At 58.5% G+C, this 15,982-nt stretch carries 15 protein-coding genes and 1 pseudogene; 10 read left to right on the top strand and 6 right to left on the bottom strand.

Annotation, left to right across the window (positions count from 1 at the left end; genetic code table 11):
* The first annotated feature begins 228 nt into the window (after window positions 1-228).
* The 9 genes from paaG (at window position 229) to paaZ (ending at window position 9,178) form a co-directional block, all read left to right on the top strand.
* Entirely contained in the window at window positions 229-1,020 is a 792-nt protein-coding gene (paaG, locus tag BM346_RS12780; protein WP_092013751.1) for a 2-(1,2-epoxy-1,2-dihydrophenyl)acetyl-CoA isomerase PaaG, read from the top strand.
* 89 nt (window positions 1,021-1,109) lie between these two features.
* Window positions 1,110-1,556, top strand: coding sequence for a hydroxyphenylacetyl-CoA thioesterase PaaI (gene paaI, locus BM346_RS12775; protein WP_092013748.1), 447 nt, complete (start codon window positions 1,110-1,112; stop codon window positions 1,554-1,556).
* A 55-nt stretch (window positions 1,557-1,611) separates the two neighbouring features.
* Window positions 1,612-2,922 (top strand): phenylacetate--CoA ligase PaaK, encoded by a 1,311-nt coding sequence (gene paaK, locus BM346_RS12770; protein WP_092013746.1) that lies wholly within the window; start codon window positions 1,612-1,614, stop codon window positions 2,920-2,922.
* A 385-nt stretch (window positions 2,923-3,307) separates the two neighbouring features.
* Window positions 3,308-4,303 (top strand): 1,2-phenylacetyl-CoA epoxidase subunit PaaA, encoded by a 996-nt coding sequence (paaA, locus tag BM346_RS12765; RefSeq protein ID WP_092013743.1) that lies wholly within the window; start codon window positions 3,308-3,310, stop codon window positions 4,301-4,303.
* Window positions 4,304-4,316: 13 nt separating this feature from the next.
* The gene (gene paaB, locus BM346_RS12760) at window positions 4,317-4,598 is read left to right on the top strand and encodes a 1,2-phenylacetyl-CoA epoxidase subunit PaaB (RefSeq protein WP_092013740.1); all 282 of its coding nucleotides are present in this window, start codon (window positions 4,317-4,319) and stop codon (window positions 4,596-4,598) included.
* A 23-nt stretch (window positions 4,599-4,621) separates the two neighbouring features.
* Entirely contained in the window at window positions 4,622-5,386 is a 765-nt protein-coding gene (gene paaC, locus BM346_RS12755) for a 1,2-phenylacetyl-CoA epoxidase subunit PaaC (protein ID WP_092014973.1), read from the top strand.
* Window positions 5,370-5,945, top strand: a complete 576-nt coding sequence (gene paaD / locus BM346_RS12750; RefSeq protein WP_092013737.1) for a 1,2-phenylacetyl-CoA epoxidase subunit PaaD — start codon at window positions 5,370-5,372, stop codon at window positions 5,943-5,945. The genes paaC and paaD overlap by 17 nt, the downstream gene beginning before the upstream one ends.
* Before the next feature lie 12 nt (window positions 5,946-5,957).
* A complete protein-coding gene (paaE, locus tag BM346_RS12745) occupies window positions 5,958-7,037 on the top strand; it encodes a 1,2-phenylacetyl-CoA epoxidase subunit PaaE (protein WP_092013734.1) in 1,080 nt (359 codons plus the stop codon).
* A 98-nt stretch (window positions 7,038-7,135) separates the two neighbouring features.
* Window positions 7,136-9,178 carry a phenylacetic acid degradation bifunctional protein PaaZ gene (paaZ, locus tag BM346_RS12740; RefSeq protein WP_092013731.1) on the top strand — a complete coding sequence of 681 codons (2,043 nt, stop codon included), beginning with the start codon at window positions 7,136-7,138 and terminating at the stop codon, window positions 9,176-9,178.
* A gap of 135 nt (window positions 9,179-9,313) precedes the next feature.
* Here the strand turns inward: paaZ and BM346_RS18295 are convergent, their stop codons facing one another.
* The 6 genes and pseudogenes from BM346_RS18295 to BM346_RS12715 form a co-directional block, all read right to left on the bottom strand.
* Window positions 9,314-10,018 (bottom strand): ABC transporter ATP-binding protein, encoded by a 705-nt coding sequence (locus tag BM346_RS18295; RefSeq protein ID WP_227663027.1) that lies wholly within the window; start codon window positions 10,016-10,018, stop codon window positions 9,314-9,316.
* Window positions 10,019-10,222: 204 nt separating this feature from the next.
* A pseudogene (locus BM346_RS18290) lies at window positions 10,223-10,672 on the bottom strand (hemerythrin domain-containing protein); the annotation flags it as partial.
* Between the two features lie 17 nt (window positions 10,673-10,689).
* Window positions 10,690-11,448, bottom strand: coding sequence for an ABC transporter ATP-binding protein (locus BM346_RS12730; RefSeq protein ID WP_092013726.1), 759 nt, complete (start codon window positions 11,446-11,448; stop codon window positions 10,690-10,692).
* Window positions 11,445-12,449: a branched-chain amino acid ABC transporter permease gene (locus BM346_RS12725; protein ID WP_092013723.1), complete on the bottom strand. Its 1,005-nt coding sequence runs from the start codon at window positions 12,447-12,449 to the stop codon at window positions 11,445-11,447. The genes BM346_RS12730 and BM346_RS12725 overlap by 4 nt, the downstream gene beginning before the upstream one ends.
* Window positions 12,449-13,324, bottom strand: coding sequence for a branched-chain amino acid ABC transporter permease (locus BM346_RS12720; protein WP_092013720.1), 876 nt, complete (start codon window positions 13,322-13,324; stop codon window positions 12,449-12,451). The genes BM346_RS12725 and BM346_RS12720 overlap by 1 nt, the downstream gene beginning before the upstream one ends.
* 70 nt (window positions 13,325-13,394) lie before the next feature.
* Window positions 13,395-14,552 carry an ABC transporter substrate-binding protein gene (locus tag BM346_RS12715; protein WP_092013717.1) on the bottom strand — a complete coding sequence of 386 codons (1,158 nt, stop codon included), beginning with the start codon at window positions 14,550-14,552 and terminating at the stop codon, window positions 13,395-13,397.
* Between the two features lie 361 nt (window positions 14,553-14,913).
* Between BM346_RS12715 and paaX the strand changes: the two genes are divergently transcribed.
* The gene (gene paaX / locus BM346_RS12710) at window positions 14,914-15,840 is read left to right on the top strand and encodes a phenylacetic acid degradation operon negative regulatory protein PaaX (RefSeq protein ID WP_092013714.1); all 927 of its coding nucleotides are present in this window, start codon (window positions 14,914-14,916) and stop codon (window positions 15,838-15,840) included.
* Window positions 15,841-15,982 lie beyond the last annotated feature (142 nt).

Below are 15,982 nucleotides of genomic sequence, written 5' to 3'. Positions count from 1 at the left end.
CAGAAGACCCGGCTCCCGCTCCAACAACCGACATACTCCCTTGTTTTTAAGGCCATTAAAACCGGGAAAAGCTTATTCCAGATAATTATCAAGGAAGACCTTTAAGACTAAAAGCGATACACAATCAGATTTTCAAATTATTGACGAGTGTCAATTAGTGACTATACTGAGAGGCCTACTGCTGGTTTATTGGCCAGCCAACAGTCATAACAACAACCGGAGCCTGTGATGCCTGAAAACAGCATTCTGCTCGAGATCGACCAGGGCGTGGCAAACATCACCCTGAATCGCCCCCAGAGTCTCAACAGTTTCAATACCGAGATGCACGAAGCGCTGCGGGATGCACTGGAAAAGGTCCGCTCAGACGACTCGGTGCGGGTACTGGTACTCACCGGAGCCGGACGCGGATTCTGCGCGGGCCAGGACCTTGGCGATCGCAACGTGGCACCGGGTGCCGATGCCCCGGACCTCGGCCACTCCATTGAGACCTGGTACAACCCCCTGATTCGCACCCTGAAGGATCTGCCGATTCCGGTTGTCTGCGCAGTAAACGGTGTGGCGGCCGGTGCTGGAGCCAACATTGCCCTGAGCTGCGACATCGTTCTGGCTGCCCGCTCAGCCAACTTCGTCCAGGCTTTCTGCAAGCTTGGCCTGGTACCCGACTCCGGCGGCACCTGGATACTGCCCCGCCTGGCGGGCATGGCACGGGCCAAGGGCATGGCTCTGCTGGGCGAAAAGCTCAGCGCCGAGCAGGCGGAAAGCTGGGGCCTTATCTGGCGCTGTGTCGGGGACGAAGTCCTGCAGGACGAAACCAGCAAGCTGGCAAGGCACCTCGCCGCCCAGCCCACGGCCGGACTGGCACTGATCAAACAGGCCCTGCATGCCAGCACGACCAACAGCTGGGATGAGCAACTGGACCTTGAACGGGATCTTCAACGCAAGGCCGGCCAGAGCGAAGACTATCGCGAAGGCGTTTCCGCCTTCATGGAAAAACGCCAGCCCCGGTTCAAGGGACGCTAGCGGTAACTGTTTTCCAGTCCACAAACAGAAACAGATCAGCGGGGTCCATCAGAGTGGGCCCTTCAGGCATTAACCGGGGAGCCACAGCAATGACCCAACCCGACCCCAATACCCTGGCACGGCAGTGCGCCGAGGCCATGTTCAGCCGCGATCAGGCCAGCCAGAATCTGGGCATGGAGATCATTGAGATCGGACCGGGCACCGCCACACTGACCATGAGGGTGGACAGCCGGATGATCCAGGGCCATGGCAATTGCCACGGCGGTTACCTTTTTACACTCGCTGACTCAGCCTTTGCCTTCGCCTGTAATACCTACGATAAGGCCACCGTCGCCTCCGGCTGTAGCATTGAATACATGGCGGCGGGCCACGAAGGAGACCTGCTGACCGCGAAGGCCAGCGAACGGGCCAGAGGGAAGCGCACCGGCGTCTACGACATCGAGATCACCAATCAGGATGGCCGGACCGTCGCCCTCTTCAGGGGCAAGTCCTACCAGGTCCAGGGTAGCGTTCGCCAGGTCGACGAGCCTCAGTGAAGCGGCCTCCGCGAACCCGACAAGACACCAATAAGATCAGATTCAGGAAACCATCATGACTTTACCCATGCAGAAAATCGGCCCCCTTGATCACCTGGAAACCGCTAGCGTCGACGAGCTACGCCACGTCCAGTTACAGCGCCTCCGCTGGAGCATCAACCACGCCTACACCAACGTCCCGTTCTACCGGAACGCCTTTGACAGCATCGGGCTCAAGCCGATGGACGTCAATAGCCTGGAGGATCTGGCCAAGGTCCCCTTCACCATGAAGAACGACCTGCGGGACAACTATCCTTTCGGCATGTTCGCCACGCCGATGGAACAGATTGTCCGGATACATGCTTCCAGCGGCACCACCGGCAAGCCCACCGTCGTGGGTTACACCCAGAACGACATCGATGTCTGGGCAAACGTTGTCGCACGCTCCATCCGTGCAGGCGGCGGCCATGCCGGAGACAAGGTTCATGTTGCTTATGGCTATGGCCTGTTCACTGGCGGCCTGGGCGCCCATTATGGTGCCGAGAAACTGGGCTGCACCGTCATCCCTATGTCCGGCGGCCAGACCGAGAAACAGGTCCAGTTGCTGAAAGACTTCCAGCCAGACATCATCATGGTTACGCCGTCCTATATGCTGAACCTGGCGGACGAGATCGAGCGCCAGGGCATCAACCCCCATGAGCTCCCGCTGCGCCTCGGTATTTTCGGGGCCGAGCCCTGGACCAACGCCATGCGAGAGGAGATCGAGGAGCGCCTGGGCATCGATGCGCTGGACATCTACGGGCTGTCCGAAGTGATGGGGCCCGGCGTGGGCATGGAATGTATCGAGACAAAAGATGGCCCCACCATCTGGGAAGACCACTTCTATCCGGAAATCATCAACCCGGAGACCGGCGACGTGCTCCCGGACGGCGAATACGGCGAGCTGGTATTCACCTCGCTGACCAAGGAGGGCCTGCCGATCCTTCGTTACCGTACCCGCGACCTGACCCGCCTGCTGCCGGGTACCGCCCGCCCCATGCGCCGGATCGACAAGATCACTGGCCGTAGCGACGACATGCTGATTGTACGGGGTGTGAACGTATTCCCGAGCCAGATCGAGGAGCAGATCCTTCGGGTCAGCGAGCTGTCACCGCATTATGAAATCGAGGTTTTCAAGGACGGCAACCTGGACTGCGTGGACATTCGCGCCGAACTGAAGCCGGAAAGTGGCAGCCTGGATGAAGCGGGGCGCGACAAGGCGGCCAAGACGCTCGCCCACAACATCAAATCCTTTATCGGCATCAGCACCCGCGTCCAGGTCACCGAACCGGGCCGGCTGGCACGCTCGGAAGGCAAGGCCAAACGCGTCTTTGACAGGCGCAAGTAATCTCTGGTCGCTCGGAGAGTAGACGTCAGGTGTTCAAACCGCTTGCCCCGTTGAAAGACGGGGCTTTTTTGTTTCAGAGCCACTCAGGAATCAATAAATCCGTTTTTCCGGCGATCTTCGTATCATGACGTCTTGAGAGCATCAACAGGGACAATATCCGCCCCATAAAGCAACTTAGGCCCTTAGGAATTGAGCAAATACTGGTTATTCCCATACGGTCTTAGAATGAACGTGATACAGAAAACGTACCCTTGATATTTGCCAAGGTATCATAAATAATTGAGTCATAGTCCAGCAGGTCTTGTGGGGAGAAGGATGAATTACGGTGCCACCCGAGAGGATGACACCCGCCCGGGAACAAGAACCTATTAACCGGAGGTACACCATGTACGCACAACTCGTAGAAACCGGCGCCAAGCGTCTGAAGACCCTTGAGGAGATGTCTCCCGAGGAACGCGAATTCCAGATGAAGGTTGACGCGGAAACCAAGATCGAAGCCAAGAACTGGATGCCGGAGGGGTATCGCAAGACCCTGGTCCGCCAGATGTCCCAGCATGCCCACTCGGAAGTGGTTGGCATGCTGCCGGAAGGCAACTGGGTCACTCGCGCCCCCACTCTCAAGCGCAAGCTGCAGTTGATGGCAAAGATCCAGGACGAGGCCGGCCATGGCCTGTATCTGTACAGCGCCATGGAAACCCTGGGCGCTGACCGGGACGAGGAGATCGACAAGCTGCACGAGGGCAAGGTGAAGTATTCCTCGATCTTCAACTACCCCACTTTGAGCTGGGCTGACATGGGTACCGTTGGCTGGCTGGTGGATGGCGCGGCCATCGTCAACCAGGTGGTTCTGCAGCGCACCTCCTACGGCCCCTATTCCCGGGCCATGATCCGCATCTGTAAGGAAGAGAGCTTCCACCAGCGTCAGGGCTACCAGATCCTGCTGGACATGATGCGCGAGGGTACCGAGGAGCAGAAGCAGATGGTGCAGGATTCCATCAACCGCTTCTGGTGGCCGGCTTTGATGATGTTTGGCCCGTCTGACGCGGATTCACCGAACTCCCAGCAGTCGATGGCCTGGAAGATCAAGCGCAAGAGCAACGACGAACTGCGTCAGATGTTCATTGATCAGACCGTTCCCCAGCTCGAATTCCTGGGCTGCACTGCCCCGGATCCGGACCTGAAATGGAACGACGAACGCGGCCATTACGATTTCGGTGAGATCGACTGGCAGGAGTTCTACGAGGTGCTGAAGGGCAACGGCCCCTGCAACAAGGAACGCATCGAAACTCGCAAGAATGCCATCAACGGTGGCGCCTGGGTACGCGAGGCTGCCAAAGCCTACGCCGAGAAACAGCAACAAAAACAGCAAAACGCTGCCTGATAGGAGAGAAATTATGGCTGACTGGCCTCTTTACGAAGTGTTCGTTCGCAGCAAGCATGGCCTCAATCACAAGCACGTCGGCAGCGTTCACGCCGCTGACTCCGAAATGGCCATGGAGAACGCCCGCGATCTTTATACCCGTCGCAGTGAAGGCGTGTCTATCTGGGTCGTTCCTTCCTCCGCCATCACCGCCTCCTCTCCGGATGAGAAGGAAGTGCTGTTCGATCCGTCCGACGACAAGATTTATCGCCACGCCTCTTTCTACAAGCTGCCCGACGAAGTCGGCCACATGTAAGGGAGATTGGCATGAGTAACGACATCACACAGAACGAGGCGCTTCAGGAATACCTGCTGCGCCTGGCAGACAGCGACATGATCCTGGGTCAGCGCCTGTGCGAGCTTTGCGGCAAGGCACCTGCCCTCGAAGAAGAAATGGCATTGATGAACGTGGCGCTGGACCTGGTGGGCCAGGCACGTAACTGGTATGAGTACGCCGCTGAACTGCTGGACGACGGCCGTAGTGCGGATGATCTTGCCTTCAGGCGGGATGCCCAGTATTACCGCAATGCCCTTATGGTGGAGCAGCCAAATGGCGACTATGCCGTCACCATGGCTCGCCAGTTTTTCTTCGATGCCTGGCACTACTTCACACTCCAGGCGCTGACCAAAGCACCGGACGAGCGGATCGCCAGCATCGCCGCCAAGGCCACCAAGGAATCCCAGTATCACCTGCGTCGTTCCTCCGAGTGGGTCAGGCGCCTTGGCGACGGCACAGAGGAGAGTCATGAGCGCATGCAGGCAGCCGTGGACGACCTCTGGCGCTTCACCGGTGACATGATCGAGGCCGATGAGGTCGAGCGCCAGATGTTCGAGGCAGGCATCGGCCCGGACCCTGAGCAACTGGTCGCCGACTGGAAAGGCCTGGTCAATGAAGTGCTCACTGAAGCAACTCTGACGCCGCCGCCGGAAGGCGCGTGGATGTACCGGGGCGCCAAAGAGGGTCATCACACCGAGCATCTGGGCTTCATCCTGGCCGAGATGCAGTTCCTGCCGAGGGCATATCCGGATGCAAAAACCTGGTAAACCCGAACCGCGATCACTGTTGGTAGACCAGCCAGTGATCGCCAGCGACCGCATTCCCGCCCGTGACCGCACCAAGCCGATCACGGAAGAGGAACTCTGGACCCTGCTCGACGAGGTCAAGGATCCGGAAGTGCCTGCGGTCAGCGTCGTGGAGCTGGGTATTGTGCGCCGGATCGCTGAGGAAGATGGCGAGTGGGTGGTGGATGTTACCCCCACCTACTCCGGCTGCCCGGCAACCGAGATGATCGAGCAATCCATTGTGGAAGCACTGCAGCTGGCCGGAGTTCGTAACGGCCGCATCCGGCGGGTCTTGACTCCCGCCTGGACCACAGACTGGATTACCGACACAGGCCGCGAAAAACTCCGGGAATTCGGCATCGCGCCACCCCAGGGCAGCGCCAGCAAACTGAGCCTTACCGGTATGGACGAAACCGTCATCTGCCCGATTTGTGGCAGCGAAGATACCCAGAGGGTCAGCGAGTTCGGCTCTACCGCCTGCAAGGCTTTGTACCGGTGTCTCGATTGCCACGAGCCCTTTGACTACTTCAAATGTATCTAGAGAAGAACGATTATGAGCAAGTTCTATCCTCTCACTATTCGCGAAGTCCGGCCGGAAACCCAGGACGCTGTATCCCTGTGTTTTGATCTGCCGGAAGACCTGGAAGACAAGTTTCAGTACCAACAGGGCCAGCATCTGGTCCTGCGTACCAAGATTGACGGCGAGGAAGTCCGCCGCTCCTATTCCATCTGTACCGGGGTGGGAGACAAGGAGTTGCGCATTGCCATCAAAAAGGTACCGGGTGGTCGTTTCTCCACTCTCGCCAATGAACAGCTCGAGCCGGGTCAGACCCTGGATGTAATGCCCCCCCAGGGCCATTTTTCTGTCGATCTGGACCCCGAGCGGGAAGGCGATTACCTGGTGGTGGCGGCCGGCAGTGGCATTACACCCATCCTGTCCATCATCAAGACCACGCTGGAAACGGAGCCCAAGAGTAAGGTCACTTTGTTCTACGGCAACCGTTCCACTGTCACCACCATGTTCCGTGAGCAACTCGAAGACCTGAAAAACCGCTTCATCGGGCGCTTCAATCTGGTGTTCGTATTCAGCCGCGAAGAGCAGGACATCGATCTCTACAACGGTCGTATCGACAGTGACAAGTGCAATGCCCTGTTCGATCACTGGGTGAATGTGGACAGCCTGACAGCGGCCTTCATCTGCGGCCCGCAGATCATGACCGAAACCGTCCGGGACTCACTGCTCAATCACGGCATGGACAAGTCCAAAGTGCATTACGAGCTCTTTACGCCAGTGGGTGGTGCCCCGGCTCCCCGCGAAGAACGCAGCGACACCAGCGTTGATCCGGACGCAATCAGCGAGATCACCGTGAGAGCGGACGGCCGTGCGCTCACCTTTGATCTCACCCGGAACACCAAGAGCATCCTCGATGCCGGCAACGAAATAGGCGCCGACCTGCCGTATTCCTGCAAGGCCGGCGTGTGCTCCACCTGCAAGGCCAAGGTGGTTGAGGGCGACGTGGAAATGGACGCCAACTATGCCCTTGAAGATTACGAGGTGGAGGCAGGTTACGTGCTTTCCTGCCAATGCTACCCCGTCAGCGAAAAGGTCGTGCTCGATTTCGACGAAGTCTGACCAAAAACCTGCACGAAAGATGACAAAGCCGGCCCGGGAGGCCGGCTTTGTTCATCCAGAGTACCATCCTATAACAACTTTTTACCGGGAGACCTTCAATGCCAGTCCTTCAGAGTTACATTGCCGGCCAGTGGTTTGGCGAAACCGCGGCCAAGGCCCTGCCAAGCGCCATCAATGGCGAAACCATTGCCCATACCCATGAGGAAACCATCGATTTTGCCCAGGCTGTCGAATACGGCCGCAATACCGGTGTAAAAAGCCTGCTCGCCCTGGATTTCCAGCAGCGTGCCGCCATCCTCAAGGAGCTGGCCATCTACATCCAGGGGCGCAAGGAAGAGCTGTACGAGATTTCGCACCACACCGGCTGCACCCGGCCGGATTCCTGGATCGACATCGACGGCGGTTTTGGCACCCTCTTTACCTACGCCTCCACCGGCCGCAAGGAACTGCCATCCGGCAACGTGGCCCACGAAGGCCCTGTGGCTCAGCTTGGCAAGAACAACCACTTTAACGGCACCCATATCCTGGTACCGCGCCGTGGTGTGTGCGTCCATATCAACGCCTTCAACTTCCCGATCTGGGGAATGCTGGAGAAGTTCGCGCCCGCCTTCCTTGCAGGTATGCCCTGTATCGTCAAGCCGGCCACTGCCACCAGCTACGTGACGGAAGCCGCGGTGCGGGTCATCAATGACTCCGGCCTGCTGCCTGAAGGCGCACTGCAGCTGATCATTGGTGGTACCGGCGACCTGCTGGACCGCCTGGAAGAGCAGGACTTTGTCACTTTCACCGGTTCCGCCAATACCGCCCTCAAGCTGAAGGGCCACCCCAACATCATGGCACGGAGCATCCCCTTCAATGCCGAGGCCGACTCCCTCAACAGCGCTATCATGGCCCCGGACGTCACCCCGGAAGACGAGGAATTCGACATCTTCGCCAAGGAAGTGGTCAAGGAAATGACTGCCAAGGCCGGCCAGAAATGTACCGCGATCCGCCGGGTACTGGTGCCGGCTGACCATCTGGATGCACTGACAGACAAGATCAAGGAGCGCCTCTCCAGGATCACCGCCGGTGACCCGAAAGAGGAAGGTGTCCGCATGGGCGCCCTGTCATCCGCCGACCAGCTTCGGGACGTCAACGAAGCCATCGACCGTCTGCTGGAGACCAGTGAGTGCGTCTTCGGCAAGGACGGCAGCTTCAAGCCCGTGGGTCAAGGGGTGGAAAATGGCGCCTTCATCGCTCCGCATCTGCTGGTCAGCCGCGATCCACTCAAGGATGGTGGCGCCCATGACATTGAGGCCTTTGGCCCGGTAGCCACTCTCATGCCCTACAACGGCATTGAAGAGGCCCTGACCATTGCGGCCAAGGGCAAGGGCAGCCTGGTAACCACCCTGACCACAAAGGATCCCGCCATCGCGGCGCAAATGATCCCGGTGCTGGCCGCCCAGCATGGTCGCCTCCAGATCCTGGACGCCGAGGCATCCAAGGAATCCACGGGGCACGGCTCTCCACTGCCCATGCTCAAGCACGGCGGCCCGGGTCGGGCTGGCGGCGGCGAAGAGCTCGGCGGTATCCGTGCGGTTCACCACTACCTGCAGCGCACCGCCATTCAGGGCTCCCCGACCATGGTAGCCGCGGTAACCCGGGAGTACGTCCGTGGTGCCAAGGTCATCGAGAACGACGTCCATCCCTTCCGTCGTCACTTCGACGACCTCCAGGTCGGGGAGTCCCTGCTGACTCACCGCCGCACCGTCACCGAAGCGGACATCGTCAACTTCGGCTGTCTCTCTGGCGACCACTTCTACATGCACTTCGACGACATCGCCGCCCGCAAGACCCAGTTCGGCCAGCGCATCGCCCACGGCTATTTCGTGCTGTCCGCCGCTGCCGGCCTGTTCGTCTACCCGGGTGAGGGCCCCGTCCTGGCCAACTACGGCCTGGACACCCTGCGCTTCATCACCCCGGTCGCCCCTGGTGACACCATCCGAGCCCGCCTGACCTGCAAGCGCAAGATCGACCAGGGCCGGACCTCACCCGAGGGCCATCCCCAGGGCGTGGTGATGTGGGACGTGGAAGTAACCAACCAGGAAGACGAGCTGGTGGCCAGCTACGACATTCTGACCCTGGTTGCAAAGCGGCAGTAAGTCCTTACCCCGGCCTCTTCCTAGCGGAGGAAAGGCCGGGGTAAGCCCATCAAGAACGGGCGAGCACCAACAAAAAAGCCGGACTGGTTAATGCCAGTCCGGCTTATTTATGAGGAGACCAGCATTTCCAGGCAATTACATGCCCAGGTAAGCCTCCCGAACCTTCTCGTTACTGAGCAGCTCCCGCCCGGTACCCTCAAGCACCACACGGCCAGTCTCCAGCACATAACCGCGATCGGCCAGAGCCAGCGCCTGGGACGCATTCTGCTCAACGAGGAATACCGTAATACCCTCCTCCTTGAGCTCACGGATAATGCCGAAGATCTCCTCCACAATCAGAGGTGCCAGCCCCATACTGGGCTCGTCCAGCAACAACAGCCGGGGCTTGGCCATCAGGGCCCGGCCAATGGCCAGCATCTGCTGCTGACCGCCGGACAGCTCACCAGCGAGGTTCTCACGCTTCTGCTCAAGGATCGGAAACTTCGAGAATACCTTCTGCAGGTCAGACTGAACCTCAGGGCCCTGCTTACGGGTGTAGGCGCCCAGCCGCAGGTTGTCATAGACGGTCAGATCCTTGAATACCTGACGCCCTTCCGGCACCTGGACGATGCCATTGGACACCCGTTTGTCCACCGCCATCCTGTTCAGGTCCTTACCCTCGAAGGTCATCTGCCCCTTGTCGAGCGGCTGCAGACCCGAAATGGCCATCAGCAGGGTCGACTTGCCCGCCCCGTTGGCCCCCACCAGGGATACGATCTCGCCGGAATTGATACGCAGACTGACGTCGTGCAATACCTCGATCTGGCCATAGGAGGACACCAGCCCCTCAATAGATAGCATTTCCCTGCCGGTCTCAGGACGACTGGTCGGATGACTTAGCCCCAGACCACCAAAACGTTCCGGCGTGTAACTGACGATCTGGTGTCGCAACTCCCGGAACTCCTCGCGGACGCGATCACCAAACAGGGGATCGTTCTGCTGATCCCGGGCTTCCACGATCTTGCCCCAGTCCTCCTCATTGAGAACTTCCTTGGCGCGGGGGATCACCACGCCTTCCTCTTTCTTGATGTGCTTGCGCAGCGCCTGGGTGAAACGGCTCAGGGCATGACTGAACTCTTCCCGGCCGTTGGGCCAATTTCTGGTACAGGCTGCCAGCAACTCCCGCAGTTCATTGATTTTCTGGTGCCCGATCACGTAACCCCGTTCGAGCTTGTCCAGCAACTCAGCTGTCTCCGGAGATTTCTCCCGGAGCAGACGATACAGCACGATTTCCGTGGGCTGGCTGTGCACCCGGTTGGAGAAATGCTGGATGTAATCAAATATCGTATTGAACAGCACCTCGTCCGGGCGCTGGTCATTGACGTTCATGTCCTGCTGAAGAAGGTCGAGCAGATCAAGCACCCGCCACAGACCCTGATGTTCACGGATGATGATGCTCACTGCCTGTTCGCCGCGCGACCGGGCAGGCACCGCTTTCTGGTTTTGCTCACTCATAATACGTGCCCTTACACTCAGCCGCCCAGGTAGGCAGCAATGACATCCGGATTGTTGCGGATTTCCTCAGGTGTACCCTCGGCCAGCTTGCGCCCGTAGTTGATCACCAGCAGCCTGTCGGAAATACCCATCACCAGCTTCATGTCGTGCTCAACCAGCATGACCGTTACGCCCTCATCCGCCACCTTGCGAATCAACTCTTCCAGCTCAGCGGTTTCGGTAGCGTTAAGGCCAGCGGCGGGTTCATCCAGAAGCAGAATTTTCGGGTCCGCGGCCAGGGCACGGGCAATTTCCAGGCGCTTCAGAGCACCGTAGGACATGGCCGAAGCATCGGTATTGATGTAGTTGCCGCAGCCCACGAACTCCATCAGTTCCTTGGACCGTTCCCGACAGGCTCTCTCCTCACGGTAAAGCGCCGGCAAGCGGAACATTGACGAAAGAAGCCCGCTGCGGATCTTCAGATGACGTCCGAGCATGACGTTTTCCAATGCCGTCATATTCATGCATATCTGCATTTGCTGGAAGGTGCGGCACATGCCACGCTCGGCCAGGCGGTTCGGATCCATCCCCACGACACTTTCCCCATTCAGGGTAATCTCCCCCCGGGTCGGGGTGTAGAAGCCGGTGATCAGATTGAACAGCGTGGTCTTGCCCGCGCCATTGGGGCCGATTACCGAATACACCTGCCCCTGGTCCACCGAGAACTCGAGACCCTCAATGGCGTGAACACCGCCAAACACCTTGTCCAGGCCTTTAACATCGATCATGGCCGTCATGCCTCACCCCCGGACTTCCGAAGTTTGCCACGTACAAAATTCACCGCTGTGGGGTAGAAACCCTTGGGCATGAAGATCATGGTCGCCATCAGGATGAAACCGAACACCGCCGTTTCGTATTCCTGAAAGCCCGCCAGAAATTGGGGCAGCAGCTTGAGGGCAACGGCTCCGAGGATAACCCCCATGGGCGAGGCCATGCCGCCGAGGACCACCATGGTGATCAGGACAATGGAATAATCAAAGCTGGCGATGGCAGGGGTGATGAAGCCACTGAAGTGGGCGAATATGCTGCCCATCACGCTCGCATAGATGGCGGAAATCACAAACACCAGGCTCTTGTAGCGGGCAGTATCGACGCCAACGGTCCGCGCGGCGATCTCGGATCCATGGATCGAACGCAGGGCCCGGCCAAGAGGCGAATCAATGATGTTCTGGGCCAGGATCACCGCAATCAGCAGTATCACCGCCATGACCAGATACCAGGCGACATGCCCCGGCACTGCCATGCCAAAGAAAGAATAAAGCCCGAAAGAGCTCAGCTCCCACCCAAACAGACTGAAGGGCGCCACCGGCATTCCATCGGGACCGCCGGTCATCTGGCCTTCGTTGTTGATGATAATGGCAATGATGAAACCCACCGCCAGGGTTGCCATGGACAGGTAATGCCCCTTCAGCTTGAGGATCGGGCGCCCCACGATGTAGGCAACAAGACCCACCACCGCAGCTGCGACAATCATCGCCAGAAGTGGCGGCCAGCCGTAGGTGGTCGTGGCAATGGCACTGAAATAGGCCCCGATTCCATAGAAGCCCGCATGCCCCAGGCTGATCTGACCGGCATAGCCCACCAGCAGGTTCAGCCCGACCACGGTGGCGGCGATGATGGCAATCTGGGTTGCCATGTCGTAGTAGAATGGGTTCTCCATCACCAGAGGTATCGCAAATACAATGACGGCGAGGACCACCACGTAGTTCATTCGCCAGTTCAAGAAACGTTCAAACATCAGACACGCTCCACGGTTCGGGCACCGAACAGACCACGGGGCATAAAGAACAGGACCAGGAGAATCATCGAGAATGCCACCGCGTCCTTATACTCGGAAGAGATGTATCCGGCGGTCATCGCTTCGACAACACCAAGCAGGATTCCACCGACCACGGCACCAAGCCCGCTTCCGAGACCACCCAGTGCAGCCGCCACGAAGCCTTTCAGCGCCAGCAGGATGCCAATGTCATAGGCGGTAAACGTAATAGGGGCGACGGTCACGCCTGCCACCGACCCCAGCAGAGCCGACAGACCAAAAGCCAGCATCAGCACCATCTGGGTTTTTACCCCGACCAGCTGGGCAGCCAGCTTGTTCATGGAGGTGCCAAGAATTGCCCGTCCGATGAGCGTGCGGGTAAAAAACAGGATCAGCGCAACCACCAGGACCGTACCGATACTCAGGACCCACATGCTCTGGGTATTGAGCACTGCGCCACCGAGCCGGATCGGTTCGTCGCCGCTGAAGGACGGAACCACGTGGTAATCCTTGCCCCAGACGACCTGGGCGATACCACGGATAAAAATGGAAGCGCCAATCGTAATGATGATCAGAGTCACAACGTCGGCGTTCTTGGCAGGAGCAATGGCAAGCCGTTGCAGGGCAATGCCCACCAGGCAGGCCAGCAGAACCGCCAGAACAATAGCGAAAAACATGGGAATTCCCAGGCCCATAAAAGCCACGGTTCCCATACCACCAATCATCAGAAACTCGCCCTGAGCGAAGTTGATCACATGGCTGGCGTTATAGATGATGGTAAAACCAAGGGCCACCAGCGCGTAGGTCGCACCAATGGTGATACCAGTAAACAGGTACTGAAGGAATTCTGAGAACATAGGAAGATACCGTCAGGCACTCCCGGTGACTGCGAGTGCAGGCACCGGGAGCAGAGGATTGGTCAGGGTATTACTCGACCAGCACCCAGTCGCCGCCCTGGACTTCAAGGATGCGGAAAGATTCAGGGGTCAGGCCGTTGTGGTCATCCGGTCCCATGTTATAGATACCGGTAACGCCCACATAACCCATGATGTTTTCGAGTTCTTCGCGAACAGCTTCCTTGTCGGTGCTGCCTGCAGCTTCAATAGCCTGCACAGCCAGCATCAGGCCGTCGTAGGCGTAGCCACCAAACGTGGAAACGCTGGAGTCCCAATGAGCCTCATAGGCTTCCTTGTAAGCCTGAACTACAGGCTTCTGGGGATCACCTTCAGGCAGTGACTCCGGGACCAGCAGCGGAGAAGCCGGCAGGCGGAGCCCTTCGGCCGCGCCACCCGCCAATTCCAGGAAGGAATCTGAGGCAACACCATGTGACTGATAGAACGGCAGTTGGATATCCAGAGCCGCATAGTTCTTGGTGACGATCGCCGGGCCCTGGCCAAAACCGAAGTTCAGCACCGCGTCCACACCATCGGTGTTACGGATGTTGGTGAGCTGCGCGGTCATGTCGGAATCGGACGGGCTGTAGGTCTCATCTGCAACCACTTCGATGCCGTATTCTTCGGCCACTGCCAGGGTCTGCTTCCTGCCGGATGCGCCGAAGCCACCGGTACCGGAGATCAGACCAATCTTATCGAAGCCCCGGCGCTTCATATCCCAGAGGATACGCTCGGCGGCCATGCGGTCAGACTGAGGCGTCTTGAAGACCCACTTCTTGACGGGGTCGACAATGGTCACAGCACCCGCCAGGGAAATAAACGGCATGCCAGCCTGTTCGACCAGCGGAACCGCAGCCATGGTGGCCCCCGTGGTGCTGCCACCAACAATGATATCAACCTGATCGGAACGAATCAGACGACCGGCGAAATTACGGGCGCTTGAGGCGTTGCCAACATCATCATAGTGAATGAGTTCCAGCTGGCGACCGAGCACACCGCCGTCCTCGTTGATCTTCTCGACATACATTTCAAGGGTCTTGAGCTCCGGATCCCCCAGGAAGGAGGCCGGGCCGGTGACCGACAGGAACGAACCGATCTTGATGGGTTCTGCAGCTTGCGCGGAGACAAGCAGGCTGGTGGTCAGTGTCGCTGCAAGCACACCGACACGACGCATGAGGCTTTTCTTGGCCATGGTAGTTCTCCCAGGTTTGGAGCAAGGTCTGCTCTCAATTGTTTTTGTTACCAAATACGGAAGTGACGCACACAGTTATGATTCACTTTCCGCAACTCGAAGTCCCAGAGGTGTCCCGAAACACATTCCTCCGCTCGGTGCTATCAGGCGATCGGCGCGTTGCCGACGTCTTTCCTCCCTAAGCCACCTGACACATATCAAGACTTACATGCAAAAGTATTGTATCGTATTCTTCCTGTCAACCGGTTTGACCGAATGTCGAAACCAGGAATTGATAAATGGTTGTTTTACGTCGGACCATCAGACAGGGATAATAAGAACACCATTTTTTATAGCCTCCTCTAACCCCAACAGCTTGCCTATGTCCGCCAAAAAACAGCTCGACCAACTTGTCAGCGAGTTCCAGAAAAAACGGCCAATACGAGCCGGGTCTCTGATCATCACTCTGTATGGCGACGCCATCGTCCCCAGGGGCGGCACCGTGTGGCTCGGCAGCCTCGCGCGTCTGCTTGAACCCGTAGGGATTAACGAACGCCTGGTACGCACCTCGGTGTATCGCCTGGTAAAAGAGAACTGGCTGCAGGCTGAAAAAATCGGACGCTGCAGTTATTACAGCCTCACCGGCCCCGGACTTCGCCGGTTCGAGCAGGCCTTCAAGCACGTGTACGACATGACCGGCTGGGAATGGACCGGAAGCTGGACACTCGTCCTTCTGACCCAGCTCGACGGTGACGTTCGGCGCCGGGTTCGTGAAGAACTGAAATGGCTGAGTTTTGGAAGTATAGGACAGGGCGTAATGATTCACCCGAGAATCCGTCGGGAGGAATTGCTCCAGCTATTGCAGGAATGGGAAGCGTTTGACGACACTATTGTCATGCAGACCCATCCGGTCGAACCCCTGAGCTCACGGGCCATGCGACGGGAAGTCCGGGAGAGCTGGAATCTCGACGAACTGGGGGGGCGCTACCGGCGATTCCTTAACCAATTCCGGCCACTGTGGCAGGAGCTGAAGGACGAAGACACCCTCTCACCGGAGGACTGCCTGATTGCCAGAACCCTGTTGATTCACGAGTACCGCAAGATTCTGCTTCGGGATCCCCAACTGCCGGACGCCCTGCTACCGGGTGACTGGGAGGGCCGCGGAGCCAGGCAGTTATGCCGGAACCTCTACAGGCAGATCTATGGCCGCGCTGAGGAGTGGCTCGACGAGACCCTGGAGAACGCGTCCGGCCCGCTACCTGGCCCCAACGAGGGGTTCTACCGGCGTTTTGGTGGGCTCAGGGACTGAAAGACATAGCAGCCCTTCTTAGAGCCCTGATGCCGGAAGGTATCGGGGCTTTTTTGTGGCTGCAGGGTTCGGGAGACGTCCTGTGGGGTTACCGATCCAGTGTAGGAGCGGGCCTGCCCGCGAGGAGGGCATTCCTGTGGAT

The organism is Marinobacter daqiaonensis (assembly GCF_900115285.1).
Lineage (GTDB): Bacteria > Pseudomonadota > Gammaproteobacteria > Pseudomonadales > Oleiphilaceae > Marinobacter > Marinobacter daqiaonensis.
This window is presented reverse-complemented; position numbering and strand designations above follow the sequence as displayed.